The organism is Streptomyces sp. NPDC020422 (assembly GCF_044386705.1).
Lineage (GTDB): Bacteria > Actinomycetota > Actinomycetes > Streptomycetales > Streptomycetaceae > Streptomyces.
This window is the reverse complement of the sequence record NZ_JBIRVJ010000005.1, coordinates 160490-185230: the sequence shown is the minus strand read 5'-3', so window position 1 is coordinate 185230 and position 24741 is coordinate 160490. Positions and strand designations below refer to the sequence as shown.

Annotated in this window: 20 protein-coding genes, 1 pseudogene and 1 riboswitch; of the genes and pseudogenes, 12 read left to right on the top strand and 9 right to left on the bottom strand. The window is 71.9% G+C overall.

The window, feature by feature from the left end; translation table 11 throughout:
* Positions 1-12 precede the first annotated feature (12 nt).
* The gene (locus ACH414_RS14885; protein WP_382533035.1) at positions 13-1452 is read right to left on the bottom strand and encodes an MFS transporter; all 1440 of its coding nucleotides are present in this window, start codon (positions 1450-1452) and stop codon (positions 13-15) included.
* A 193-nt stretch (positions 1453-1645) separates the two neighbouring features.
* Here ACH414_RS14885 and ACH414_RS14880 point away from each other — a divergent pair, with 193 nt between their 5' ends.
* The 3 genes from ACH414_RS14880 to ACH414_RS14870 all read left to right on the top strand — a co-directional run bounded on the left by ACH414_RS14880 (position 1646) and on the right by ACH414_RS14870 (position 4812).
* Positions 1646-2326: a hypothetical protein gene (locus ACH414_RS14880; RefSeq protein ID WP_386565534.1), complete on the top strand. Its 681-nt coding sequence runs from the start codon at positions 1646-1648 to the stop codon at positions 2324-2326.
* Between the two features lie 224 nt (positions 2327-2550).
* Positions 2551-3759: a Cmx/CmrA family chloramphenicol efflux MFS transporter gene (locus tag ACH414_RS14875; protein WP_386565674.1), complete on the top strand. Its 1209-nt coding sequence runs from the start codon at positions 2551-2553 to the stop codon at positions 3757-3759.
* Between the two features lie 60 nt (positions 3760-3819).
* Positions 3820-4812, top strand: a complete 993-nt coding sequence (locus ACH414_RS14870) for a hypothetical protein (protein WP_398942024.1) — start codon at positions 3820-3822, stop codon at positions 4810-4812.
* Positions 4813-4889: 77 nt separating this feature from the next.
* On the opposite strand, the pseudogene ACH414_RS14865 reads toward ACH414_RS14870, so the two are convergent.
* Together ACH414_RS14865 and ACH414_RS14860 are read right to left on the bottom strand one after the other, a co-directional pair.
* Positions 4890-5150, bottom strand: a pseudogene (locus tag ACH414_RS14865) (DUF4031 domain-containing protein); the annotation flags it as partial.
* Complete coding sequence (locus ACH414_RS14860) at positions 5147-5503, bottom strand: hypothetical protein (RefSeq protein ID WP_382533040.1); 357 nt, start codon at positions 5501-5503, stop codon at positions 5147-5149. The gene ACH414_RS14860 and the pseudogene ACH414_RS14865, both read right to left, overlap by 4 nt.
* A gap of 105 nt (positions 5504-5608) precedes the next feature.
* Here ACH414_RS14860 and ACH414_RS14855 point away from each other — a divergent pair, with 105 nt between their 5' ends.
* The 3 genes from ACH414_RS14855 to ACH414_RS14845 are packed head-to-tail and all read left to right on the top strand — an operon-like array spanning position 5609 to position 9120.
* Positions 5609-6547: a MurR/RpiR family transcriptional regulator gene (locus tag ACH414_RS14855; RefSeq protein WP_386565538.1), complete on the top strand. Its 939-nt coding sequence runs from the start codon at positions 5609-5611 to the stop codon at positions 6545-6547.
* A 19-nt stretch (positions 6548-6566) separates the two neighbouring features.
* Positions 6567-7514, top strand: coding sequence for an N-acetylmuramic acid 6-phosphate etherase (murQ, locus tag ACH414_RS14850; protein WP_382533043.1), 948 nt, complete (start codon positions 6567-6569; stop codon positions 7512-7514).
* A 49-nt stretch (positions 7515-7563) separates the two neighbouring features.
* Positions 7564-9120, top strand: coding sequence for a PTS transporter subunit EIIC (locus ACH414_RS14845; protein ID WP_398942021.1), 1557 nt, complete (start codon positions 7564-7566; stop codon positions 9118-9120).
* Between the two features lie 4 nt (positions 9121-9124).
* On the opposite strand, the gene ACH414_RS14840 is transcribed toward ACH414_RS14845, so the two are convergent.
* Entirely contained in the window at positions 9125-10618 is a 1494-nt protein-coding gene (locus ACH414_RS14840; RefSeq protein WP_391769343.1) for an alpha/beta fold hydrolase, read from the bottom strand.
* Between the two features lie 144 nt (positions 10619-10762).
* Here ACH414_RS14840 and ACH414_RS14835 point away from each other — a divergent pair, with 144 nt between their 5' ends.
* The 4 genes from ACH414_RS14835 to ACH414_RS14820 all read left to right on the top strand — a co-directional run bounded on the left by ACH414_RS14835 (position 10763) and on the right by ACH414_RS14820 (position 15957).
* Positions 10763-11725, top strand: coding sequence for an aldo/keto reductase (locus tag ACH414_RS14835; protein WP_382533046.1), 963 nt, complete (start codon positions 10763-10765; stop codon positions 11723-11725).
* A gap of 31 nt (positions 11726-11756) precedes the next feature.
* Entirely contained in the window at positions 11757-12482 is a 726-nt protein-coding gene (locus ACH414_RS14830; protein ID WP_398942018.1) for a transporter substrate-binding domain-containing protein, read from the top strand.
* A 523-nt stretch (positions 12483-13005) separates the two neighbouring features.
* Positions 13006-13746, top strand: coding sequence for a class I SAM-dependent methyltransferase (locus ACH414_RS14825; RefSeq protein ID WP_398942251.1), 741 nt, complete (start codon positions 13006-13008; stop codon positions 13744-13746).
* 66 nt (positions 13747-13812) lie between these two features.
* A complete protein-coding gene (locus tag ACH414_RS14820; protein WP_398942016.1) occupies positions 13813-15957 on the top strand; it encodes a LamG domain-containing protein in 2145 nt (714 codons plus the stop codon).
* A 171-nt stretch (positions 15958-16128) separates the two neighbouring features.
* Here ACH414_RS14820 and ACH414_RS14815 read toward each other — a convergent pair whose 3' ends face one another.
* Positions 16129-16599: an SRPBCC family protein gene (locus ACH414_RS14815; protein ID WP_382533051.1), complete on the bottom strand. Its 471-nt coding sequence runs from the start codon at positions 16597-16599 to the stop codon at positions 16129-16131.
* Between the two features lie 263 nt (positions 16600-16862).
* Here ACH414_RS14815 and ACH414_RS14810 point away from each other — a divergent pair, with 263 nt between their 5' ends.
* Positions 16863-18479, top strand: a complete 1617-nt coding sequence (locus ACH414_RS14810) for a hypothetical protein (protein WP_382533053.1) — start codon at positions 16863-16865, stop codon at positions 18477-18479.
* Positions 18469-20166 (top strand): hypothetical protein, encoded by a 1698-nt coding sequence (locus tag ACH414_RS14805; RefSeq protein ID WP_398942015.1) that lies wholly within the window; start codon positions 18469-18471, stop codon positions 20164-20166. Before ACH414_RS14810 ends, ACH414_RS14805 begins: the two co-directional genes overlap by 11 nt.
* 77 nt (positions 20167-20243) lie before the next feature.
* Here ACH414_RS14805 and groL read toward each other — a convergent pair whose 3' ends face one another.
* The 4 genes from groL to thrC all read right to left on the bottom strand — a co-directional run bounded on the left by groL (position 20244) and on the right by thrC (position 24513).
* Positions 20244-21866 carry a chaperonin GroEL gene (gene groL / locus ACH414_RS14800; RefSeq protein ID WP_382533057.1) on the bottom strand — a complete coding sequence of 541 codons (1623 nt, stop codon included), beginning with the start codon at positions 21864-21866 and terminating at the stop codon, positions 20244-20246.
* Positions 21867-22289: 423 nt separating this feature from the next.
* Positions 22290-22493 carry a cold-shock protein gene (locus tag ACH414_RS14795; protein ID WP_005315736.1) on the bottom strand — a complete coding sequence of 68 codons (204 nt, stop codon included), beginning with the start codon at positions 22491-22493 and terminating at the stop codon, positions 22290-22292.
* Positions 22494-22909: 416 nt separating this feature from the next.
* Entirely contained in the window at positions 22910-23188 is a 279-nt protein-coding gene (locus tag ACH414_RS14790) for a MoaD/ThiS family protein (protein ID WP_382533058.1), read from the bottom strand.
* A 14-nt stretch (positions 23189-23202) separates the two neighbouring features.
* Positions 23203-24513: a threonine synthase gene (gene thrC / locus ACH414_RS14785; protein ID WP_382533350.1), complete on the bottom strand. Its 1311-nt coding sequence runs from the start codon at positions 24511-24513 to the stop codon at positions 23203-23205.
* Positions 24507-24651, bottom strand: a riboswitch (SAM riboswitch). Its footprint overlaps the gene before it by 7 nt.
* Between the last annotated feature and the right edge of the window lie 90 nt (positions 24652-24741).

Below are 24741 nucleotides of genomic sequence, written 5' to 3'. Positions count from 1 at the left end.
TGAAGGGCTGCGTCACGCGGAGACCTTGTCGCCGCTCTGCTGTGCGGGGGCGGCGGACTCGGCGGCCGGCGCCTTGTCGCTCCTCATCACGAGGAGGGTGATCACACCGCCGACCGCGGCGATGACCGCGGCACCGATGAAGGCGGCCGAGAAGCCGTCGGTCAGCTTGGGCAGGTTGCCCAGCTGGTCGGCGCCCTGCGACATGGCGACCGCGGTGAGGGCGGCGAGGCCGAGCGCGGAGCCGACGTTGTAGGTGGTGTTGACGATGCCGGAGGCGAGACCGGCCTGCTCCTGCGGGGCTCCGGACATCGCGGCGATCATGGCCGGGATGTAGGCGAGGGACATGCCGAGCGCGGCGACCAGCGAGGCCGGCAGGACGTCGACGAGGAAGGTGCCCGTGGGCTCGACGGCGGCCAGCCAGACCAGTCCGGCCGCGAGGACGAGGAGACCGATGCCGATGAGCGGCTTGGCGCCGACCTTCGCCATGAGCCGGGCGGTGATCGCCGTCATGAAGATCATCAGCAGCACGGTCATCGGGAGCAGCGCGGCACCGGAGGCGAAGGCGCCGTAGCCGAGGACCTGCTGGAGGTAGAGGTTGAGGAAGTACCACATCGGGATCCAGGCGGCGCCGAGCAGCGTCATCGCCAGGTTGGCCGAGCCGAGGCGCGGCACCCGCCACACGCTGAGCGGCATGAGCGGCTCGCGGATCGCCTTCTGGATCACGAAGAAGAGGATCAGCAGGACGACGGCGCCGGCCAGCTGGAGGATGGTGGCGGTGGAGCCCCAGCCGACCTCGGGGGCGCGGACGACCGCGAAGACGGCGAGCGCGAGACCGGCGGTGACGGCGACGGCACCGAGGACGTCGACGGAGCCGCGGCGGGACTCGACGCTCGGGAGGAGCCTGGTCGCGGCGAGGGTGGCGAGGCCGATCGGGACGTAGATGATGAAGCACCACTGCCAGGCGGCCCACTCGGTGAAGACGCCGCCGAGGAAGACGCCCGCGGTACCGCCGGCCGGGGCGGCGGCACCGTAGAGCGCCATCGCCTTGCCGAGCTCGCGCGGGTCGTGCATGAAGAGCATCATCAGCAGGGTCATCGCCGAGGGCGCGATCAGCGCGCCGCCGACGCCCTGGACGGCGCGGCCGAGGATCTCGACCCAGGCGGTCTGGGCGGCGGCCGCGAGGACCGAGCCGGCGATCATGATCGCCCAGCCGGAGACGAAGATCCTGCGGGCTCCGACGAGGTCGGAGAGGCGGCCGCCGAGGAGCAGCAGTCCACCGAAGACGATCACGTAGGCGTTGAACACCCACTGCAGCTCGCCCTGGGAGAAGCCCAGGTCCTTCTGCATCTCGGGGAGCGCGACCCCGATGATCGACGTGTCCATGATGACCATGAACTGTGCGGCGGCGAGCACGACAAGTGCCCACCAGCGCCGGGGATTGACGGTTGACATTGCCCTGACCCTTCGCTCGCGGTTGCATACCCCTAGGGGGTACCTGCGTGCTGCACCGTAGCATACCCATGGGGGGTATGTAAGAGCGAGATGAAGAGCCCTCGGGAGGCAGGTCGGAGGCGAAGGGGAGCGCCGACCTCCGCGCGGAGGGGCCTCGTGCGCCGGGCCTCCGCCCACGGCCCGGCACGGCAGAATGCCTCCCATGACCACGGATCAGGAGACGGACCGGGAGCAGGAGCTGCTCCGCCGCTGGACCTCGACCCTGCACGCCGCCCGGGCCGGCCGCCAGGGCCCGGACCCCCTCCCGTACGGCCGGGACCTGCTGGCCCGCTGGGCCGAGCCGCAGCGGCGGTACCACACCGTCGACCACCTCGCGGCGGTCCTCCGGCGCATCGACGAACTGGCCGATCAGGGCGGCGAGGGCGGGGAGTTGGAGCTCGTACGGCTGGCCGCGTGGTTCCATGACGCGGTCTACCGGCCGGACCGCTCGGAGAACGAGGAACGCTCGGCGAACCTGGCCGAAAGGGCCCTCACGGAAGCGGGTCTGACCCCCCACGAGGTCGCCGAGGTGGCCCGCCTGGTCCGCCTCACCACCACCCACGACCCGGCCCCGGGCGACCTCAACGGCGAGACCCTCTGCGACGCGGACCTGGCGATCCTGGCGAGCGACCCGGATACCTATACGGGGTATACCCGGGCGGTGCGCGAGGAGTACGCGTTCGTCCCCGACCCGGCCTTCCGCGAGGGCCGCGCCGCGATCCTCACCCACCTCCTCACCCTCCCCCGCCTCTTCCGCACCCCGTACGGCGCGGCGGCCTGGGAGGAGCGGGCCCGCACGAACCTGGAGCGGGAGCTGGCGGAGCTCAAGGCCTGAGCCGGCCCGCCCGTCCCCGGGCGGGCCGGGCGCGGCGGGCGGCACGGGGCGGGACGAAAAGCGACCGTTCCGTATCCCGAGACGCCGGGGAGCACCGGAATGACAGGCACAAACACGCGGTTGCCCATGTCATGCCGCCTTCCTCCGCCAAGCCCGGCCCGACCGGAACGCCCACCGCCCCCACCGCCCCCACCGCACCCGTCACACCCCCCGCCTCCCCCCGCATGCCCCTGGCCGTCTACATCCTCGGCCTCTCCGTCTTCGCCCTCGGCACGAGCGAGTTCATGCTCTCCGGGCTGCTGCCGCCCATCGCGGAGGACATGGGCGTCTCCATCCCCACCGCCGGACTGCTCATCTCGGCCTTCGCCATCGGCATGGTCGTCGGCGCCCCGCTGCTCGCCGTCGCCACGCTGCGGCTGCCGCGCAAGACCACGCTCGTCGCCCTGATCAGCCTCTTCGGCCTCGGCCAGATCGCGGGCGCGCTGGCCCCCAACTACGCCGTGCTGTTCGCCTCGCGCGTGGTGAGCGCGCTGGCCTGCGCCGGGTTCTGGGCCGTCGGGGCCGCCGTCGCCATCGCCATGGTGCCGGTCGGCGCCCGCGCGCGGGCCATGGCCGTCATGATCGGCGGACTCTCCATCGCCAACGTGCTAGGCGTCCCCGCCGGCGCCTTCCTCGGCGAAAGCCTCGGCTGGCGCTCCGCCTTCTGGGCCGTCGGCGCCGCCTCCGCGATCGCCCTCGTGGGCGTCCTGACGAAGATCCCGCACATCCCCCGGCCCACCGAGCGGCCCCGGCTGCGCACCGAGCTCGTCATCTACCGCGACCGGCAGGTCCTGCTCTCCGTCCTGCTCACCGCACTCGCCGCGGGCGGCGTCTTCTGCGCCTTCTCCTACCTGGCCCCGCTGCTCACCGACGTCTCCGGCCTCGCCGACGGCTGGGTCTCCGGCGTGCTCGCCCTGTTCGGGATCGGCGCGCTCGTCGGCACGTACATCGGCGGCCGGGTCGCCGACGCCCACCTCTTCGGCGTGCTGCTCAGCGGCATCACCGCCTCGACCGTCTTCCTGGCGGCGCTCGCCCTGTTCGCCTCCAGCCCGGTCGCGACCATCGCCCTGACCTTCCTCCTGGGCGTCTCCTGCTTCTACACGGCGCCCGCGCTCAACGCCCGGATGTTCAACGTCGCCGGCGCCGCCCCCACCCTCGCCGGAGCCACCACCACCGCCGCCTTCAACCTCGGCAACACCGGCGGCCCCTGGCTCGGCGGCACCGTCATCGACGCCGGCTTCGGCTACGCCTCCCCCGCCTGGGCCGGCGCCGCCATGACCCTGCTCGCCCTCGGCACCGTCGCCGTCTCCCTGCGCCTGACCAAGTCCCGCTCCCGCGTGGTCATCGGAGCCTGTGTCGAGGAGCCCGGACCGGCCCGCGTACCCTCGCGCTGACCCTCCGTCAGGGGGCCACACGGCATCGGCCGCACCGCCTGACGGACGCCCCCGGGGCGTGTGCGACGATCTCTCGTTCGCACACACCCTGGGGGGTACATCGCCACCGACGGCGGTGTCGCCGCCGAGGGCGCCCTCTTCGGCAAGCGGCGCGGCACGTGGTGCGCGGTCTCCCCCTCGCAGCCCTGCGAACCCAACGGCGAGAGCCTCCTCCTGGTCTCGCTGCCGGACGGAACCGACCGGACCGCGTACCGGACCAGGCTGACCTGCGCCGACCCGGCACTCGGCTGCGAGTTCCACGACCCCGCGCACGGCTGGTTCAAGCCGGTCACCCCGACCAGGCTCATGGACACCCGCTGCGGCCTCGGCGTACGCCAGGGGAAGGTCGGACCCGGCGGAGTGGTCACCCTCCAGGTGACCGGCGGGGCCGGCATCCCCACGACGGGCGTGACCGCCGTCGTCCTCAACATCACGGCCACCGCGCCCACCAGCGGCAGCTTCGTCTCCGTCCACCCGGACGGCACCACCCGCACCAGCGCCTCCAACCTCAACTTCACCGCCGGACAGACCATCCCCAACCTCGTCGTCGTCCCCGTCGTCAACGGAAAGGTGAACTTCTACAACCGGGCCGGCTCGGTCGACCTGCTCGCCGACGTGGCCGGCTACTTCACGAAGCGGGTCACCGGCGCCACGTACAAGCCGCTCAGCCCGACCCGGCTCATGGACACCCGCTCCGGCCTCGGCGTCGCCCAGGGCAAGGTCGGCCCCGGCGGTACGGTCACCCTTCCGGTCGAGGGGATCGCCGGAGTCCCCGCCGCGGGCGTACGGGCGGTCGTCCTCAACGTCACGGCCACCGCGCCCACCGCCGGCGGCTTCGTCTCCGTCCACCCGGACGGCACCACCCGCACCAGCGCCTCCAACCTCAACTTCACCGCCGGACAGACCATCCCCAACCTCGTCGTCGTCCCCGTCGTCAACGGCAAGGTCAGCTTCTACAACAAGGCGGGTTCCGTGGACCTGCTCGCCGACGTGGCCGGGTACTACACCTCGTAGCTCGTCGACGACTGCGGCTGCGACCGTGAGCGCGATCGCGGTCGCGTCTCCGCCGCCGGCTCCGCCGCCGTCTGCGGCGGCCGTCTCTTCGGCCGCCGCAGCCCCGCCTCCGTGAGGCGGCGCAGCAGCTCCTTCGAGCCGACCTCCAGCGCGCCCGCCGCCACCGCGTCCGCGTAGCGGTCGGAGGGGATGTCGTAGTGGTCGCCGTCGAAGCCGCGGGCGGGGGCGCCGATGCCGGCGGCGAAGGCGTGGAGCTCCTCGAAGGAGACGTCGCTGATCAGGTGCGACCACATGCGGCCGTGGCCCGGCCAGGAGGGCGGGTCGATATAGAGGGTCACGTGAGCCCGCCCACCGGCGCGACCACCACGCCCTGCTTGCCGCAGACCCAGTGCGGGTCCGGGCCCAGCTCGGGTTCCACGTCGAGGGCGTGCGGGTCGCCCGAGGAGCAGACCGGGCAGAGCGGCCAGCGGCCGTAGCGTTCGAGCAGGGCGTCCTGGACGTCCTGGGCGATCAGACCGGCGACGTATCCGGCGCCCTCCGGCCACTGCTCCGCCCACCAGCGGCGGTGTGCGACGGCGTCCTCCACCATCGAGACGACCTCGGCCATGGCGACCTCGCGGGTCACCAGGTCGGCGAGGACCAGGGCGCGGGCGGCATGGAGTGCCTGTTCCAGGGGGTCGATGTCGTCCATGCTCCTCATTCTCGCCCCAGCGCCCGGATCGGGACCAATGTCCCGCCCCGATACGGGCCCAACGGGGTCTTGACGCCCCCCCGGAGCCGAAAATATCTTTCAAGTGTGACCAATGACGTGAAGGAAAGTTTCACCGGAGCCTCGGCCGGGCAGCCCGCGTCGGCCCCGCCCCCGCCCGCCGCCCTCGCGGCCAAGGTGCGCACCCTCGCCCCCTCCATGACCCGCTCGATGCAGCGCGTCGCCGAGGCCGTCGCCGGGGACCCGGCCGGCTGCGCCGCCCTCACCGTCACCGGCCTCGCCGAACTCACCGGCACCAGCGAGGCCACCGTCGTGCGCACCGCCCGCCTGCTCGGCTACCCGGGCTACCGCGACCTGCGCCTCGCGCTCGCCGGCCTCGCCGCCCAGCAGCAGTCCGGCCGGGCCCCCTCGGTCACCGCCGACATCGCCGTCGACGACCCGGTCGCCGACGTCGTCGCCAAGCTGGCCTACGACGAGCAGCAGACCCTCGCCGACACCGCCGCCGGACTCGACACCGTCCAGCTCGGCGCCGCCGTCGCCGCCCTCGCCACCGCCCGCCGCGTCGACATCTACGGCGTCGGCGCCTCCGGCCTGGTCGCCCAGGACCTCGCCCAGAAGCTGCTCCGCATCGGCCTGATCGCCCACGCGCACAGCGACCCGCACCTCGCGGTCACCAACGCCGTCCAGCTCCGCTCCGGCGACGTCGCCATCGCCATCACCCACTCCGGCTCCACCGGCGACGTCATAGAACCGCTGCGGGTCGCCTTCGACCACGGCGCCACCACGGTCGCCATCACCGGCCGCCCGGACGGCCCGGTGACCCAGTACGCCGACCACGTGCTGACCACCTCCACCGCCCGCGAGAGCGAACTGCGCCCCGCGGCCATGTCGTCCCGCACCAGCCAACTCCTGGTCGTGGACTGCCTGTTCACCTGCGTCACCCAACGTACGTACGAGACGGCGGCCCCTGCCCTCGCGGCCTCGTACGAAGCCCTCGCCCACCGCCACTCCCCCCGCACCCGCTGACACACGAGAGAGCCGCCCCGTGTCCACCGCATCCACCTCGTACTCCGCACTGCGCGCCCAGCTCGCCACCCTCACCACCGAGGCGTTCCGGCCCGAGCTCGCCGAGATCGACCAGCTGCCGACGGCCGAGATCGCCGCGCTGATGAACGGCGAGGACCAGTCGGTCCCCGCCGCCGTCGCCAAGCAGCTGCCCGCCATCGCCGCCGCCATCGACGCCACCGCCGCCCGGATGGCCCGCGGCGGGCGGCTGATCTACCTGGGCGCCGGCACGGCCGGGCGGCTCGGCGTCCTCGACGCCAGCGAGTGCCCGCCCACCTTCAACACCGACCCCGCCGACGTCGTCGGCCTCATCGCGGGCGGCCCGACCGCCATGGTCAAGGCCGTCGAGGGCGCCGAGGACTCGGCGGAGCTCGCGATCGAGGACCTGACCGCGCTCGGCCTCACCGCCGACGACACCGTCGTCGGCATCTCCGCCTCCGGCCGCACCCCGTACGCCATCGGCGCCGTCACCCACGCCCGCGCCCTGGGCGCGCTCACCATCGGCCTGTCCTGCAACGCCGACAGCGCCCTGGCCGCCGCCGCCGAGCACGGCATCGAGGTCGTCACCGGACCCGAACTCCTCACCGGATCGACCCGGTTGAAGGCGGGCACCGCCCAGAAGCTCGTCCTCAACATGATCTCGACGATCACCATGATCCGGCTCGGCAAGACCTACGGGAACCTCATGGTCGACGTCCGCGCCTCCAACGAGAAGCTCCAGGCCCGCTCCCGCCGGATCGTGGCGCTCGCCACCGGCGCGCCGGACGAGCAGATCGAGACCGCCCTCGCCGCCGCCGACGGAGAGGTCAAGACCGCGATCCTCATGCTCCTCGCCGACATCGATGCCAAGGCCGCCGACCAGCGGCTGAGCGACTCCCGGGGCCACCTGCGCGCAGCGCTGCACGCGACCGGCCCCGCCACCCCGTAACCCCCGCCGGGCACCCCGGGCACCCCTCACAGCAAGGCACCACCGCACCATGAGCACAGACGACAAGAACCGCGCCATCGCCGCCGCGATCCTCCCCCTCGTCGGCGGCGCAGAGAACATCAGCTCCGTGGCCCACTGCATGACCCGCCTGCGGCTGGGTCTGCGGGACCGCTCGCTCGTCCAGGACGAGGCCCTGAAGGCCCTGCCGTCCGTGATGGGTGTGGTCGAGGACGAGACGTACCAGATCGTGCTCGGCCCGGGCACGGTCGCCCGGGTGACGCCCGAGTTCGAGGCCCTGGTGGCCGAGGCCCCGGCGCCGGCCCACTCGGCGGAGGACCTCGCGGCGGCCGGCGCGGCGATCAAGGCGGCACAGAAGGCCAGGAACCAGACCCCGTTCAAGCTGCTGCTCCGCCGGATCGCGAACATCTTCGTCCCGCTGATCCCCGCCCTCATCGGCTGCGGCATCATCGCCGGCCTCAACGGCCTGCTGATCAACCTCGGCTGGCTGCCCGGCATCACCCCCGCGCTCGCCGCCATCGCCAGCGGCTTCATGGCCCTGATCGCGGTCTTCGTCGGCTTCAACACGGCCAAGGAGTTCGGCGGCACGCCCATCCTGGGCGGCGCGGTCGCGTCCATCATCGTCTTCGCGGGCGTCGCCAAGATCGAGGTCTTCGGCCAGACCCTCTCCCCCGGCCAGGGCGGTGTCCTCGGCGCGCTCGGCGCGGCCGTCCTCGCGGTGTACGTGGAGAAGTGGTGCCGCCGCTGGGTGCCGGAGTCCCTCGACGTGCTGGTCACCCCGACCCTGACGGTCCTGATCTCGGGCCTGGTCACGATCTTCGGCCTGATGTTCGTCGCGGGCGAGATCTCCCAGGCCATCGGCGACTTCGCCACCTGGCTGCTGGCCAACGCGGGCGCCGGCGCCGGCTTCCTCCTCGGCGGCCTCTTCCTCCCCCTCGTCATGCTCGGCCTCCACCAGGCCCTCATCCCCATCCACACCACCCTGATCGAGCAGCAGGGCTACACGGTCCTGCTGCCCATCCTGGCGATGGCGGGCGCGGGCCAGGTCGGCGCGGCCATGGCCGTCTACCTCAGGCTCCCCCGCAACGGCTCCATCCGCCGCACCATCAAGTCCGCCCTCCCGGCCGGCTTCCTCGGCGTCGGCGAACCCCTCATCTACGGCGTCTCGCTCCCCCTCGGCCGCCCCTTCGTCACCGCCTGCGTCGGCGGCGCCTTCGGAGGCGGCTTCGTCGGCCTCTTCAACATGCTGGGCGACAAGGTCGGCTCCACCGCCATCGGCCCCTCCGGCTGGGCCCTCTTCCCCCTCCTCGACGGCAACAAGGGCCTCGGCGAGACCATCGCGATCTACGCGGGCGGCCTGCTCGTCGGCTACGCGGTGGGCTTCCTCGCCACGTACTTCTTCGGCTTCAGCAAGGAGCTGATCGAGGAGTTCGACGTGGAGACGGAGACGGCGACAGGGGCGGGGGCGGCGACGGGGCTGGAGGCGGGCCCGGAGCCGGAGGCTCCGCGGAAGCCGGGCACGGAACCGGGCACGGAACCGGGCACGACCCGGGACCCGGCCCACGCGCCCGCCGCGGCCGAGGTCTGACGTCTCAGCAGGTCACATCGGCGGCCGGACGCTCCCCCGTCAGCAGGAAGCGGGTGACCGTCCGGTCGCCGCACGCGTTGCCGTTGCCCAGGTACATGCCGTGGCCGCCGTGGTCGACGGAGACCAGGCGGGCCTTGGCGCCCAGGGCCTCGCGCATCTTCAGGCCGGCGGAGTGCGGGGTGGAGGGGTCGCGCAGGCTCTGGATCATGAGGATGTCGGAGGGACCCTCGTCGGTGAGCCGGGTCGGCTTCTCGACGGGGCCGCCCTTCCAGAAGGAGCACGGCGTGATGTTGGCGGGCATGCCCGCCGTCAGCGGGTGGGCGGCCCGGTCGGCGGCGACGGCGCGCGCGTACGCCGGGATCGAACCCCGCCACTTCACGTCGTTGCAGATCACGCCGACCGTGACGGCCGCGTCGGAGCCGGACATCGGCCCCGCGAGGGCCGGCGGCAGCACGGGCGTCTCGCCGGCGCTGCCCGCCTGCCGGATCAGCCGGGCCAGGCCCTCGAACTGGGAGTCCGCGTACAGGGCGTTCTGCAGGGCCTGGCGCAGCACGTTGCCGGTCAGCGGCACGCCGGCCGTGGTCGAGGGCTTCGGCTCCCGGTCCAGCCGGGCGGCCAGAGCGAGGACGAGGGGCCGCACGTCCTCGGCGCGCTCGGCGAGCCGCAGCCCGTCCTTCGCCCGGTCCGGGTGGGCCGCCCACGCGGCGAAGTCGGGAAAACGGTCCTCGGCGCCCCGCGCCATCCCGCGCAGCCAGCCCTGGGCGACCGTCCGCGGGTCCGGGTCGGCGCTGCTGTCGAGGACGATGCGGTCGGTGCGGTGCGGGAACTCCTGCGCGTACCGGGCGGTGACGTACGTGCCGTACGAGACGCCCCACGCCGACAGCTTCTCCTCGCCGAGCGCCTCCCGCAGCCGGTCCATGTCCCGCACCTGGTCGGCCGTGGTGAGGCTGCGCAGCACGGCGCCGCCGTTGCGGGCGCAGGCCTCCGCGATGCGGCGGGAGCGGGCGACGGACTCTCCGATGGAGCCGTCGGCCGCCGGCCAGCCGCGCAGGTTCACCAGCCGCCGGTCGTCGTCGGCGAGCCCACAGTCCGCCTTCACGCTGCCGCCGACCCCGCGCGGGTCGAACGCCACCAGGTCGTACGCCCCGCCCAGCTCCTTCGTCAGAGCCGCGCCCTTCGAGGACAGCCGCTGCACTCCCGAGCCGCCGGGCCCGCCGGGCACCACGAGCAGCACGCCGCGCCGGGCGGCCGGGGCGGCGCTGAGGATGCGGGAGACGGCGAGGGGGACCCGGCGGCCGTCGGGGTCGGCGTAGTCGAGCGGGACGGCGAGGGTGGCGCACTCCTGGTGGAGGTCCGCGGGGCCGCACTTCTGCCAGTCCAGGGAGGGAGCGGAAGCAGAGGCGGGGGCGGGGGCGGGGGCCTGCGCGGGCACCGGGGAGACGCCGAGCGCGGCGGAGGCGAGGGTGAGCGTGAGGGCGATGGCTGCCGAAGTCGTCATGCCGCAAGCCTTGTTGATGTCCCATCAGACCCCCATCCGGCAGGCATGCGGGTGGGGGGTGGGGCTGTCCCCCCGCCCCGACCCGCGGGCGTCCGTTCGGGAACCGGCTGGCGCGGACCGCCCCGCCGGGAGATCATCCCCGCCATGACGACGCCCACGGACACCACCGCGCACCCCCACGCCCCCGTCCATGCCTCCACCTCCGGCACCTGGAAGCTGGGGGACCTCCCCGTCCACCGGATCGGCTTCGGCGCGATGCGCCTGCCGCAGACCGGCGAGGCCCTGATCGAGGACGCCGTCCCGCGGGACCGCGACCAGGCCGTCGCCGTACTGCGCAGGGCAGTCGACCTCGGCGTCAACCACATAGACACCGCCGCTTTCTACTTCTCGCCGCTGCGCAACGCCAACGAGCTCATCAACAGCGCCCTCGCCGGGCCCTCGGGCCGCTACCCCGACGACCTCGTCATCACCACCAAGGTCGGCCCCGCGCGGGACGCCTCCGGAGCCTGGTCCGAACACGCCCGCACCCCGCGCGCCCTGCGTGCCCAGGTCGAGGAGAACCTGCGCCAGCTCGGCCGCGACCACCTCGACGTCGTCAACCTCCGGGTCCTCGGCACCGACTCGATCGCCGAACGCTTCGGCGCGCTCGCCGAACTCCGCGAGGCCGGCCTCATCCGCCACCTCGGCCTCTCCAACATCACGCCCGAACACCTCGACGAGGCCCGGGAGATCGCGCCCGTGGTCTGCGTGCAGAACATGTACGGGATCGGGGTGCGCCCGGAGTACGCGCCGTTCGTACGCCGCTGCGGCGAGCTGGGCATCGCGTTCGTCCCCTTCTACGCGATCGCCGCGGCCGGCCGGGAGTCGGGCGCGACGGCCGCCGAGCCCGAGGAACTGCTGACCGTGGCCCGCGCCCACGACGCCTCCCCCGCCCAGGTCCGCCTCGCCTGGACCCTCCACCAGGGCCCCCACCTGCTCGCCATCCCCGGCACCGGCGACCCGGGCCACCTGGCGGCCAACGTGGCGGCGGGTGCGCTGCGCCTGACCGAGGAGGAACTGGCCCTCCTGGACACCGCGCACGGGCGGTCCGGCGAAACGGCTGCCTAGAGCCGGCGAAACGGCTGTCTAGACTCCGCGCATGACCGACGCCCACGCCGCCCTCGTCGCGGACCTCGCCCCCACCGGAACCCTGCGCGCCTCGATCAACCTCGGCAACCCCGTCCTCGCCCAGGGCACCCCGGACGCCCCCACCGGCATCACCGTGGACCTCACCCGCGAGATCGGCGCGCGCCTCGGCGTACCGGTGGAGCTGCTCTGCTTCGACGCGGCGCGCAAGTCGTACGAGGCGATGGCGACCGGTCGCGCCGACCTCTGCTTCCTCGCCGTGGACCCGGCGCGCGAGGCCGAGGTCGCGTTCACGGAGCCGTACGTCGTGATCGAGGGCGTGTACGCGGTGCCGCGCGACTCCCCGCTGCGGACGCCCGAGGACGTGGACGCCCCGGGCGTCCGCATCGGCGTGAAGGCGGGCTCCGCGTACGACCTGTTCCTCACCCGCACCCTGCGCCACGCGACGCTGGTGCGCGGCGAGGAGGGCGTCGACACCTTCGCCGCGGAGTCCCTGGAGGCGGGCGCGGGCATCCGCCAGCCGATGACGGCCTACGCGGCGGCCCACCCGGAGGTCCGCCTCCTCGACACCCGCTTCATGCAGATCCGCCAGGCCGTGGGCACCACCGTCACGCGCGCCCCGGAGACGGTCGCCTTCCTCCGCGAGACGGTCGAGGACCTGAAGAAGAACGGCTTCGTGACGGCGTCCCTGGAACGAGCGGGCCAGGACCCGACGCTGCTGGCGGGGCCGGAGGCCTGAGGGGCCAGAGGCCTGAGGGGCCGGAGGCCTGAGGGGCCGGAGGCCTGAGGGGCCGGAGGGGCGTGGAGGCTCGGCGGGGCGTGGTGGCTCGGCGGGGCGTGGTGGCGGGGGCCGCCCAGCGCCCCGGAGGCCTCGCGACAACCCGTCGAGAAACCCCCTCCCCGCGCCCCCGCGAACACCCGTCGACACCCCCCTCCCAGGCCCCGCGAACACCCGCCGACACCCCTTCCCCGCCCCCCGCGGACACCCCGTCGAGAAACCCCTTCCCCGCCCCCGCGAAACCCGCCGAGAAACCTCCTCCGCGCCCCCGCGAAAACCCCCCGAGGAGCCCCTTCAAGCCCCCGCCGCACCCCCACCACCCCTCCCCCGGCCCCCACCACCCGGCCCCCTCCCTAACCCCCGCCCAGACCCCGTACAGCCCACCCCCACACACCACCTGACCTGGGCTTTCAGTCCCAACTCCCCTACCGTTCACCTGACACGGAAGGGGACCTGAATGGACCGCACGGCACGCCTGGACCGCCTGGACCGCACCACCCGTACCGACGACGACGTACTCCGCCTCCTGGACGGCCTGTTCGCCGAGGACACCGCCAAGTGGCAGGGCTTCTACGACGACCGCGCCCGCCCGGTCCCGTTCTTCGTCCCGAAGCCCGACGAGAACCTCGCCGGCTACCTCGACGACGGCCTCCTCCCCACCGGCGGCCGCGCCCTCGACCTCGGCTGCGGCCCCGGCCGCAACGCGCTGTTCCTCGCGGGGCGGGGCTTCGAGGTGGACGCGGTGGACCTCTCGCCGGGCGCGCTCGCGTGGGCCCGGGAACGGGCCGGGGAGGCGGGCCTGCCGGGCATCCGCTTCCTCCAGGGCGACGCCTTCACCATGGACCTGGCCACATACGACCTGATCTACGACTCAGGCTGCTTCCACCACCTCCCGCCCCACCGCCGCGTCACCTACCTCGCCTTCCTCGCCCGCCACCTCGCCCCCGGCGCCCACTTCGCCCTCACCTGCTTCGCCGCGGGCCCCGGCGGCATGGGCTCCGAACTCCCCGACCCGGCCTTCTACCGCGACCGCTCCCTCCACGGCGGCCTCGCGTACACGGCCGAGGCGCTCCGCACCGTCTTCGCCGACCTGACAGAGATCGCACTCCGCCGCATGCGCAACGAGACCCCCGACTCGCCCCACTTCGGCGAGGCGTTCCTCTGGACCGGCCTCTTCCGCCGGCCCCTCGAAAACTCGGTCGGCCGCTTCGGTTCCCCCTGTTAGCCTCCTCGCGCCCGAGCCGTCACGAGGCCCGGGCGCCACAGGGGAGGGACTACTGACGTGTCAGCCATGAGAAGAAGCGGTGCCAGAGCCGCGCTGCTGGGCAGCTGCCTCGCCGCGGTCGTGGGGATGGCCACGCCCGGCACGGCGTACGCGGTGGACAACCTGCCGCCGACGCGGCCGCTCGTCACCGATCTTCAGACCAACTTCAAACCGTGCGCGACGGGCGACGAGCCGACCTACACCGGTCAGCCGCCGGTCCTCACCGCCCGGCTGACCGACCCGCCCGAGGACGACCGGATCGGCTACCCGGAGCGGCTCACCGGCGAGTTCGAGATCCGGTGGACGGACGCGGACGGCGCCGAGCAGCGCCGTACCCTCACCACCGGTCCCCAGTACCCGGACCAGATCCACCGGGTCACCGTGCCGTCCGACATCCCGGCCGACACCGTCGTCTCCTGGCGCGTCCGCGCCAACGACGGCGCTCTGAACGGCGCCTGGAGCTCCGATGCCCCGGGCGCGGACTGCCGATTCGTCCACGACAACCAAAGCCCGACCGCTCCGGCGATCACTTCGCCCGAGTATCCCGCGGAGACCTGGTGGGTCGGCGGTGTCGGCATCTACGGCAGCTTCACCATGGACTCCGCGTCACCCGACGTCGTGGAGTACCAGTACGGCTTCGGCGGCGGCCCGTACGGCACTGTCCGCCCCGCCGAGCTCGGCGGCCCCGCGACCATCCGCTTCGTTCCCCTGAGCAACGCCCCCCAGAGCCTCAGCGTCCAGGCCCGCGACCGCTCGGGGCGGATGAGCCCGCCCACCAATTACACCTTCTTCCCGAACAGGGCGAGCGCGCCCACCTCCCAGTGGAAGCTCGCCGACACCGCCGGATCCACCACCGCCGCCGCCGAGACCGGCAAGCCGGCCGAGGCGGGCGGCGGCGTGACCTTTGGCCGTCCCGCGCCCTCGGGCACCCCGCTCACCGCCACCGCCGCCCTCGACGGCAGCAGCCACGCCTACCTCACCACCGGAGCCCCGGCCGTGGACACCGGCAGGACCTTCGCCGTCGGCGCCTGGGTGCGCCCCGCGGAAACCGGCCGGCCGATGACCGTGGCCAGCCAGGACGCGACCGGTGGCGCCGCGTACGCCCTGGGGCTCGACGCCCCCGAGACCGGTTCCCCCACCTGGTCCTTCACTCTCGGCGACGCGAAGATCCAGGGCGGCGCGCCCGAGACGGGCGAGTGGGCCTACCTCCTCGGCCGCTACGACACCGAGACGGGCGACGCCCAGCTGTTCGTCAACGGCCACGAGGTCGGCACCAGGACGAAGGTCACACCCACGGCGACCACCGGCGCGTTCCAGATCGGCCGGATCCTCTCCAAGACGGGCTACAAGCACCGCTGGAACGGCGACATCGGCGATGTCCGCGTCTACGACCGGCTCGTGGTCCCGAACGAGGTGTCCGAGCTGGCACTCCGCAGGCCGACGCTCCTCGGCCACTGGTCGTTCGGCACCGAGACCGACGGCGCCACGCCGGAGCAGAACGGCGGCGCGCCACTGAAGCTCGCGCCCGGCGCGACGATCTACCGGGCCACGAACAGCGACTGCATCCCCGACATCGACCCCGACTGCGCCTACCAGCGGCCGCCGCTCGTCGGCGAGGGCAACCTGCTCCTGGACGGCGGCACCGGTTACGCGGCCACCGACGGCCCCGTCGTCGACACCGGGAACAGCTTCACCATCGGCGTCCTCGTGCGGATCGCCGACGAGGACGCGACGCGGCCGATGACCGTGCTCTCGCAGGCCGGTGAGCACACCGACGCGTTCAAGCTGCGCTACGAACCCTCGACGTACTCGTGGCAGCTGATCGTGCCCGAGCGGGACGAGGTCGGGGCGCCCGAGAAGGTCGTCTCCCAGGTCGAGATGCCCTCCGGCAGCAATGGATGGGGCACCCGCCTCGCGGTGGTCTACGACGACGCGACCGACACGCTCAAGCTGTACGCCGACGGCTACACCAACGCCGGCGCGACCACCCACCTCCCCAACGGCTGGAAGAGCAGCGGCGCCCTCATGGTCGGCCGCGGCCGGACCGCCGACGGATGGGGCGAGTACCTGAAGGGCGAGGTCGACGAGATCCAGGCCTACGAGGGTGCTCTGCGGGACGGTGACGTCATCGGCCTGGGTGGGGAGAGCGACCCCTGCCTGTGCGCCGGCTGACCCCCTGACCCGTACGCCCAGTGCCATCGCCGCCGGGATAAGCACTGCCGTCCCGGCCCTCCCCCCGTCGTCAAGGAGCGCGCCGCTACGCCCGTCGCACGGGCGAGCCCATGGCCAAGGCGTTGTCGCGCCACGAGCTGCCCTAGAGGTGTCCACCCCCGGCGTGGTCGGTCACATCGTGCGCAGGTACGCCGCCAGCCGGTCGTACTGCTCCTTCACGCCCGACTCCATCCCCGCGGCCAGCGCCTGGTCGCGGATTTCGGTGGTCGGCCAGAAGGACGTGCTGGTCAGGGCCGTGCCGCCGTCGGGGGTGGCGTCGAAGGAGAGGACGACGCGGACGGGCTCGGGGCCCGGCATCTGTTCGAAGAACTCCGAGTAGACGAGCCGCTCGGCCGGGACGATCTCCTCGTAGCTGCCCGAGAAGACGATCTCCTGCCCGTCGGGGGCCCGCTGGCCCCAGCGCCAGGCGCCGCCCGGGCGCAGGTCGATCTCGCAGACGGACATGGTCAGGCCCGAGATGCCGTACCAGGCGCGGACGTGCTCGGGTCTGGTCCAGGCCTCCCACACCCGCCGTACGGGCGCGTCGAAGGTGCGGGTGATGACCAGCTCGCGGTCCGCGGGGGTGGTCAGCAGCGTGATCATGACGTTCTCCCGCCGTGAGGAGCCCTTCCACCAGCATCACCCCTCCGCGCGTGGCCCGCACGACTCCTGCCGCCCGGCAATCCAGTGAACACGTTCAATCCACAAGCGATATCGTGCGTACCACGCGGCCCGCGCAGACCTCGCGGTGCCGCTCTTCTGACCTGTGGGGGGTCCTTTTCATGCGCAGTACGCGCACACGTCCGCATGCCCTCGTGCGTGCGGCCACCGTTTTCGCGCTGTCGGCAGGCCTGACCCTGCCGGCCATGGTGACCGCGCCCGCCGCCCACGCGGCCGGCGTCACGCGTACCACCACCTCGGACGACGGTCGGATCGTCGTCGACCTGACGTCCGAGGCGGTGTGGGTGAAGGTCAGCGTCCTCGCCTCCAGCGCCCCGGACGCCGCTGTGCTCGCCTCGACCGACGACCTCAGCTGGCAGCCCGCCGACGAGGCCACCGACCGGATCTGGGGCTGGGCCACGCCGGAGGCCCTGAAACTGCCCGAGGGCACACCGCTGGGCGACTACCCGGTCGTCGTCGAGTACCGGCTGCCCTCCGGCACCGTACAGAAGTGGACCGGCGGCACCTACAGCCACAAGCTGCACACCGGTGTCAGCAAGCTGTCCTTCGACCGTACGACCACCAGCTACGAGAACCGGAAGGTCGTCCTGTCCGGTACGGCGACCACCTGGGACCCGTCCACCGGGGCCCGAACGGCGGCCCGTGAGGGCACCAAGGTCAAGGTCTCGCTCAGCCTGACCAACATCATCGGCGGCAACTCGCGCACCGTCGACGCGACCGCCGTCACCGGCGCCGACGGCGGCTTCTCGCTGCCGTTCACCCCGAACGCGGAGATCCGCGGCGGCAGCGCCACGGTCGTCGAGCCCGCCGGCGACACCGACCCGAATGCCGGGTACCAGGTGCCGAAGGTGGGCGTCGAGACCTTCCCGTACCGCATCAGCGCGAATCTGAACAAGCACCGGGTCGCCAAGGGCACCGACGTCACCGTGTCCGGCCGCGTGGAGCGGCTCACCCAGGACGGCTGGCAGCCGTTCGCGGGCGCCCCCGTCGTGTCGAGGACCTCCGAGCCCGATTACTACGACCGCACCGACCCGGGCACCAACGTGATGGGCAGCGGGACGGCCGCCGACAACGGCACCTTCTCGTACGGCGCCCGGGCCACGTACGCCGCGCAGGTGTACACCTTCCTGCGGCCCTCGGTGTACTTCCAGACCATCGCCTTCGACCAGGGCGAGATCGCCGTCCCCCAGCCGATCTGGTACAGCGGCGTCCGCACCACCCTGGACGAGTTCGGCGAGGTCCGCGCCACCGCCCGCGTCAACGGGGGCAGCTGCGAGGACGAGGTGATGTACCTCCAGGTGTCCTTCGACAACGGCCGCACCTGGAAGAACCTCAGGTACGGCAAGACGCAGTGGGACAACAGCTTCAGCTACTGCAAGGTCGACATCAAGACCTGGGGCTACGTCAGCGCCACCTACCGGCTGCACCACGGCGAGACGGACCGCTACGCCGCACGGGACACCACTCCGGTCAAGCTCTCCCGCATCGAGACCCGCTTCTCCGCCTTCGCCATCAGCCCGGCCCGGCCGCGCACGAACGCGTACATGACGGTCACCGGCACCGTGCAGAAGAAGATCGGCAGCACCTGGAAGCCGCTCGCCGGCGCCAAGGTCATGCTCGTCTTCAGGCCCAAGGGCGACTCCCAGTGGTACTGGGTGAAGCGTGACGTCCCCACCAACACCTACGGCAAGTTCAGCTTCAAGGCCAAGAACTACGGCGACGGCTCGTGGCTCGTGCTGAAGCAGTCGCAGAACGGCTACTTCTACAGCGAGTCGAAGGGGAAGTACATCGATGCGCTCTGACCTTCGCCCCTCCTCGCGCACCGCGTCCGCGGTCGCCGCGCTGACCGTCCTCGCCCTCGGCGCGGGCACCGCCCCCGCCATCGCGGAGGAGCCGACGCCCCCGGCGCCGGCCACCGTCGGCATCGGCCGCGCCGTCACCGAGGAGTACCAGCGCGGCGCCTTCCACGTGGACGCCTGGACGGACGCCGCCGGGGCCACCGTCACCGCCGTCTCGGCGAAGATCCGCAAGGGTGACGCCGTCGTCGCCGAGATCCCGGCCCTGACCCAGGCCTCCTGGAACAGGAACTACTTCTCCCTGCCGGCCGCCACCACCCTCAAGCTCACCGAGGACGGCGGCACCATCCCGGAGCTCGGCAAGTACGCCATCGACATCACGGCGACCGACTCCCTCGGCAACACCCTCACCCGCACCGACGCCGGCACGCTCGACTTCACCCTGAAGCCGCAGCTCGACATCGGCTTCTCCGCTCCGAGCTGGGACGACCGCAGCACCCGCCCCTCGGGCAGGCTCCTCGGCGTCCAGCCCGGCTCCGGCGACCTCGTCCCGATCCCCGGCCGCGGCATCTCCGTGCAGCGGCTGACCCCCGACACGGGGGTGGCGCAGGCGACCACGGACGAGAAGGGCGAGTTCATCGGCGAGCCGTACGGCGAGGTGGGGATCGGCGACGAGTTCCGCGTCTCGTACGCGGAGAACAGCGAGCAGGTGCACGGCTCGTACGGCTCCACCCGGCAGATCAGCACCTGGCATTCCCGCAGCGTCACGGTGACCGCCGGCGCCGACAAGACCCGGCTGCTGCCCGGTGAGAAGGTCACGATCACCGGCCGGATGACCGACCCGAAGAACGCCGACGCGCCGCTCGCCGAGCAGGAGGTCCGGGTGGGCCTCGCCGCCGGCGGTTACACGGGCTCCCCGGTGTGGCAGACGGTATCGACCGACGCCGACGGGCGCTTCACGGCGCAGCTGCCGTCCGCCCCTGGTACGCGGCTGGACAGCTGGGTGGTCTCCTCCGTCGACCCGTTCCTGTCCTTCCCGTCCGTCGGCGCCCGGCTGGCGATGCCGCAGGAGAGCCGCGTCCTCGTCTCCCGCGGCCTGCTCGCCGCGGACGGCAAGGTCACCGTCACCGGCACCTTCCGTCCCTGGTACAACCCGGAGCAGTTCTACGGGTACGCCTCGGAGAAGCTGCTCCTGGAGAACTCGGCCGACGGCCGCACGGGCTGGCGCGTCCTCGCCACCTCCTACGCCGACGGCAGCGACTTCCCCGTCTCCTTCAACCTCAACGGCAGGAGCCAGGGCGGCTACTTCCGGGTCCGGCACCCGCTCAGCGACGTGTTCACCGAGTCGGGCAGCGTCGTCTTCCGCATGGTGCGCACGCCCACCCGAGTGGTGTCGGTGAACGCGGCGCCGGAGCCGGTGCGCAAGGGCGCCGTCGTGACCGTGACCGCCGGCGTGCAGCAGCAGATCGGCGGTGTCTGGAAGGCGTACGGGAACGCTCCGGTGAGCCTGTGGTTCCAGGCCCGCGGCCAGTCGGCCTGGAAGCAGCTGGCGACCGGCCGTACCGCCGCCAACGGTGTGTCGACGTTCAAGACGAAGGCCACTGTGGACGGCTGGTACGTCGTCCGGCACAGCGGTGACGCCTCCCACTTCAACGCCCCCGCGGCGGTGGCCGACTACATCGACGTGCGCTGATCCTCCCCACGCCGAAGGGCGGCACCCCCCGTCGGGGGGTGCCGCCCTTCGTCAGGACCGGGTCCGAGCCGTCAGGCTCAGAAGTCCATGTCACCGCCCGGCATGCCGCCGCCGGCCGGCGCGGCCGCCTTCTCCGGCTTGTCGGCGATGACGGCCTCGGTGGTGAGGAACAGGGCCGCGATGGACGCCGCGTTCTGCAGCGCGGAGCGGGTGACCTTCGCCGGGTCGATGATGCCCTCGGCGATCATGTCGACGTACTCACCGGACGCGGCGTTCAGGCCGTGGCCGACGGGGAGGTTGCGCACCTTCTCCACGACGACGCCGCCCTCGAGACCACCGTTGACGGCGATCTGCTTCAGCGGGGCCTCCAGGGCCAGCTTGACGGCGTTGGCACCGGTGGCCTCGTCGCCCTCCAGCTCCAGCTTCTCGAAGACCGCGGAGGCCTGCAGCAGGGCCACGCCGCCACCGGCGACGATGCCCTCCTCGACGGCCGCCTTGGCGTTGCGCACGGCGTCCTCGATGCGGTGCTTGCGCTCCTTGAGCTCGACCTCGGTCGCGGCACCGGCCTTGATGACGGCGACGCCACCGGCGAGCTTCGCCAGGCGCTCCTGGAGCTTCTCGCGGTCGTAGTCCGAGTCGGAGTTCTCGATCTCGGCGCGGATCTGGTTCACGCGACCGGCGACCTGCTCGCTGTCACCGGCACCGTCGACGATGGTGGTCTCGTCCTTGGTGATGACGACCTTGCGGGCGCGGCCGAGCAGGTCGAGGCCCGCGTTCTCCAGCTTGAGGCCGACCTCCTCGGAGATGACCGTGCCGCCGGTGAGGATGGCGATGTCGTTCAGCATGGCCTTGCGGCGGTCGCCGAAGCCCGGGGCCTTGACGGCGACGGACTTGAAGGTGCCGCGGATCTTGTTGACGACCAGCGTCGACAGGGCCTCGCCCTCGACGTCCTCGGCGATGATCAGCAGCGGCTTGCCCGACTGCATGACCTTCTCCAGGAGCGGGAGCAGGTCCTTCACGGAGGAGATCTTGGAGTTGACGATCAGGATGTACGGGTCATCCAGGGACGCCTCCATGCGCTCCATGTCGGTCGCGAAGTACGCCGAGATGTAGCCCTTGTCGAAGCGCATGCCCTCGGTGAGCTCGAGCTCGAGCCCGAAGGTCTGCGACTCCTCGACGGTGATGACGCCTTCCTTGCCGACCTTGTCCATGGCCTCGGCGATGAGCTCGCCGATCTGGGTGTCGGCGGCGGAGATGGAGGCCGTGGAAGCGATCTGCTCCTTGGTCTCGACGTCCTTCGCCTGCTCGAGCAGGGCGCCCGAGACGGCCTCGACGGCCTTCTCGATGCCGCGCTTCAGAGCCATCGGGTTGGCACCGGCGGCCACGTTGCGCAGGCCCTCGCGGACGAGCGCCTGGGCGAGGACGGTGGCGGTGGTCGTACCGTCGCCGGCGACGTCGTCCGTCTTCTTGGCGACTTCCTTGACCAGCTCGGCGCCGATCTTCTCGTACGGGTCCTCGAGCTCGATCTCCTTGGCGATGGAGACACCATCGTTGGTGATCGTGGGGGCGCCCCACTTCTTCTCGAGGACGACGTTGCGGCCCTTCGGGCCGAGGGTGACCTTGACGGCGTCAGCGAGCTGGTTCATGCCGCGCTCGAGACCGCGCCGGGCCTCCTCGTCGAACGCGATGATCTTGGCCATGTGAAGTGGTCCTCCCGGACATGGGGTGGATAACGCTCCTGGACCGCGCCGACGCCCGCGACGGACGGCCCCCGGGCCTCGTGGTTCCTTGCCCCACTTGGCCGCGGACCTCGTCTGCCCGATCCTCGTAAGCACTCTCACCTTCAGAGTGCTAACGCCAATGATTAGCACTCGCCCCATGCGAGTGCAAGCGACTACCGAGGATCGGTCACCCCTGGGGGCTCGCGCCGGGCGCGCGGGCCGGGCGCGCGCCAAGGCGCGGGCCGGGCGCGGGCCGGGCTCGCACCAAGCACGGGCCGGGCGTGTGCCGGGCGCGTACGGGCGCGTGCCGGGCGCACATGCCCGGCGCATGGCGAGGGGCCCGCATCCGGTCCGGATGCGGGCCCCTCGACGGAAGTGCGTCGTTGGCCGATCGCGCCGCGCTCAGACGGCGAGCTTGACCATGTCCGCCTGCGGACCCTTCTGGCCCTGCGAGATCTCGAACTCGACCCGCTGCCCCTCTTCAAGGGTGCGGTATCCGTCCATCTGGATCGCGCTGTAGTGGACGAAAACATCCGCACCACCGTCGACCGCGATGAAGCCGTAGCCCTTCTCCGCGTTGAACCACTTGACGGTGCCCTGAGCCATGCCTAACTCCCCTATTACTGGCCCTTGCGCGGGCCCGCACTTCGCGGACCCGGGTCAGACCCTGCGCCGGAACGCGTCGACCGCGGCTGAATGTATCTGCCCAACTGCCCTCTGCAACAGGTCAATCGGACGAGAATTCTGGGCAGCACGGAAAGGGGAATTAGGGAGAATCCATTGAATTCCGGGTCAAGTCGGGCCGGGCAAAGCGCGCAGAAGGTACACAAGGCACGGGCACTTTGGCTGCTTCTTGTCGCGGACAGGCGCATTCTCATATGCGGCCGGCATGAGCAGCGGAGGGGACTTCCCCAACTCTACCGCGCTCAACCATGCAGAATTGCCCCCTCCGCTTTCTCTCGCGGAAGGGGCAATTCAGGGCGTGCGGGTACCGGTGGGTACGCGAGGGGCGGAGTACGGGATCAGCAGCCGCCGGCCACGGCCGGAATGATGGAGACGCCCGCGCCCTCCGGCGTCGCGGTCTCCAGGCCCTGCTCGAAGCGCACGTCGTCGTCGTTGACGTACACGTTGACGAAGCGGCGCAGCTTGCCCTGGTCGTCCAGGACCCGGGCGGCGATGCCGGCGTGGTTCTTCTCCAGGTCGGCGATGACCTCGGCGAGGGTCGCCCCCTCCGCCTTCACCTCGGCCTGGCCGCCGGTGTAGGTGCGGAGGATGGTGGGGATGCGGACGTTCACGGCCATGTCTTCGTAACCTCTCAGTGGGCCAGGCCCGCGTCGCGGAACGCGTCCAGGCTCGGGCGGATGGTGGCGGTCGCCTGCGAGCTGTCGGCCACGGCGTCCAGGGTCTTGAGGCCGTCGCCGGTGTTGAGGACCACCGTCGTCAGCGTCGGGTCGAGCAGACCGTTCTCGACGAGCTTGCGCGTGACACCGACGGTCACGCCGCCCGCGGTCTCCGCGAAGATGCCCTCGGTCTGCGCGAGCAGCTTGATGGCGTCGACGACCTGCTCGTCGTTCACGTCCTCCACCGCGCCGCCGGTGCGCCGGGCGATGTCGAGGACGTACGGCCCGTCCGCCGGGTTGCCGATGGCGAGCGACTTGGCGATCGTGTTCGGCTTCTGCGGGCGCACCACGTCGTGGCCGGCCTTGAAGGCCACCGACACCGGGGAGCAGCCCTCGGCCTGGGCGCCGAAGATCTTGTACGGCTTGTCCTCGACCAGGCCCAGCTTGATGAGCTCCTGCAGACCCTTGTCGATCTTGGTGAGCTGGGAGCCGGAGGCGATCGGGATGACCAGCTGGTCCGGGATGACCCAGCCGAGCTGCTCGCAGATCTCGTACGCCAGCGTCTTCGAGCCCTCGCCGTAGTACGGGCGGAGGTTGACGTTGACGAAGCCCCAGCCCTCGCCGAGCGGGTCGCCGATGAGCTCCGAGCAGAAGCGGTTGACGTCGTCGTAGTTGCCCTCGATGGCGACGAGGTCGCCACCGTAGACACCGGCCATGACGACCTTGCCCTGCTCCAGGTCGTGCGGGATGAACACGCAGGAGCGGAAGCCGGCACGGGCGGCGGCGGCGCCGACGGCGCCGGCCAGGTTGCCGGTGGAGGAGCAGGACAGGGTGGTGAAGCCGAAGGCGCGGGCGGCCTCGATGGCCTGGGCGACGACCCGGTCCTTGAAGGAGTGGGTGGGGTTGCCGGAGTCGTCCTTGACGTACAGCTTGCCGGGCTCGACGCCGATCTCGCGGGCGAGGTTGTCGGCCTGGACGAGCTTGGTCCAGCCGGGGTTCAGGTTCGGCTTCTCGGCGACGTCGGCCGGGACGGGCAGCAGCGGGGCGTAGCGCCAGATGTTGGCGGGGCCGGCCTCGATCTGCTTGCGCAGCGCCTCGGGGTCGCCGGTGGGCAGGTCGTACGCGACTTCGAGCGGGCCGAAACACAGCTCGCAGGCGAAGATCGGGCCGAGCGGGAAGGATTCGCCGCATTCGCGACAGGAGAGTCCGGAAGCGGGACCGAGGTCGACGGTGGTTCCGGGTGCGACGGTCTGTACAGCCATGGAGGCGAGGCCCTTTCTCCTCATCTTTCCCATGACGAAATCTTCGCCATGAGACGGATTTGGCACCTTCCCTAGCCGGTGGCCTCGCTGGAGGACGAGTAGCCGACTGGAGGGTTGCCGGGGCTTCAACGGGCCGTTTCCCTCTGCCCCTCTGGATGAGCGGTATTCGATTGTGAGACGCGGGCGGCACCCCGACATGCATCGGGCATCCGCGTTGTTCAAGACTGTAACCGAAGGCTCCGAAGGTGGAGA

Excerpts from the sequence above, each read along its gene's own strand:
- ACH414_RS14830 (WP_398942018.1), top strand. The coding sequence starts at position 11,757 with ATGACCGACGCCCACGCCGCCCTCGTCGCGGACCTCGCCCCCACCGGA.
- ACH414_RS14805 (WP_398942015.1), top strand. The coding sequence starts at position 18,469 with ATGCGCTCTGACCTTCGCCCCTCCTCGCGCACCGCGTCCGCGGTCGCC.
- groL (WP_382533057.1), bottom strand. The coding sequence starts at position 21,866 with ATGGCCAAGATCATCGCGTTCGACGAGGAGGCCCGGCGCGGTCTCGAG.
- ACH414_RS14820 (WP_398942016.1), top strand. The coding sequence starts at position 13,813 with ATGAGAAGAAGCGGTGCCAGAGCCGCGCTGCTGGGCAGCTGCCTCGCC.
- thrC (WP_382533350.1), bottom strand. The coding sequence starts at position 24,513 with ATGAGGAGAAAGGGCCTCGCCTCCATGGCTGTACAGACCGTCGCACCC.
- ACH414_RS14885 (WP_382533035.1), bottom strand. The coding sequence starts at position 1,452 with ATGTCAACCGTCAATCCCCGGCGCTGGTGGGCACTTGTCGTGCTCGCC.
- ACH414_RS14835 (WP_382533046.1), top strand. The coding sequence starts at position 10,763 with ATGACGACGCCCACGGACACCACCGCGCACCCCCACGCCCCCGTCCAT.
- ACH414_RS14860 (WP_382533040.1), bottom strand. The coding sequence starts at position 5,503 with ATGGACGACATCGACCCCCTGGAACAGGCACTCCATGCCGCCCGCGCC.
- ACH414_RS14845 (WP_398942021.1), top strand. The coding sequence starts at position 7,564 with ATGAGCACAGACGACAAGAACCGCGCCATCGCCGCCGCGATCCTCCCC.
- ACH414_RS14815 (WP_382533051.1), bottom strand. The coding sequence starts at position 16,599 with ATGATCACGCTGCTGACCACCCCCGCGGACCGCGAGCTGGTCATCACC.
- ACH414_RS14880 (WP_386565534.1), top strand. The coding sequence starts at position 1,646 with ATGCCTCCCATGACCACGGATCAGGAGACGGACCGGGAGCAGGAGCTG.
- ACH414_RS14875 (WP_386565674.1), top strand. The coding sequence starts at position 2,551 with ATGCCCCTGGCCGTCTACATCCTCGGCCTCTCCGTCTTCGCCCTCGGC.
- ACH414_RS14810 (WP_382533053.1), top strand. The coding sequence starts at position 16,863 with ATGGTGACCGCGCCCGCCGCCCACGCGGCCGGCGTCACGCGTACCACC.
- ACH414_RS14790 (WP_382533058.1), bottom strand. The coding sequence starts at position 23,188 with ATGGCCGTGAACGTCCGCATCCCCACCATCCTCCGCACCTACACCGGC.
- ACH414_RS14840 (WP_391769343.1), bottom strand. The coding sequence starts at position 10,618 with ATGACGACTTCGGCAGCCATCGCCCTCACGCTCACCCTCGCCTCCGCC.
- ACH414_RS14795 (WP_005315736.1), bottom strand. The coding sequence starts at position 22,493 with ATGGCTCAGGGCACCGTCAAGTGGTTCAACGCGGAGAAGGGCTACGGC.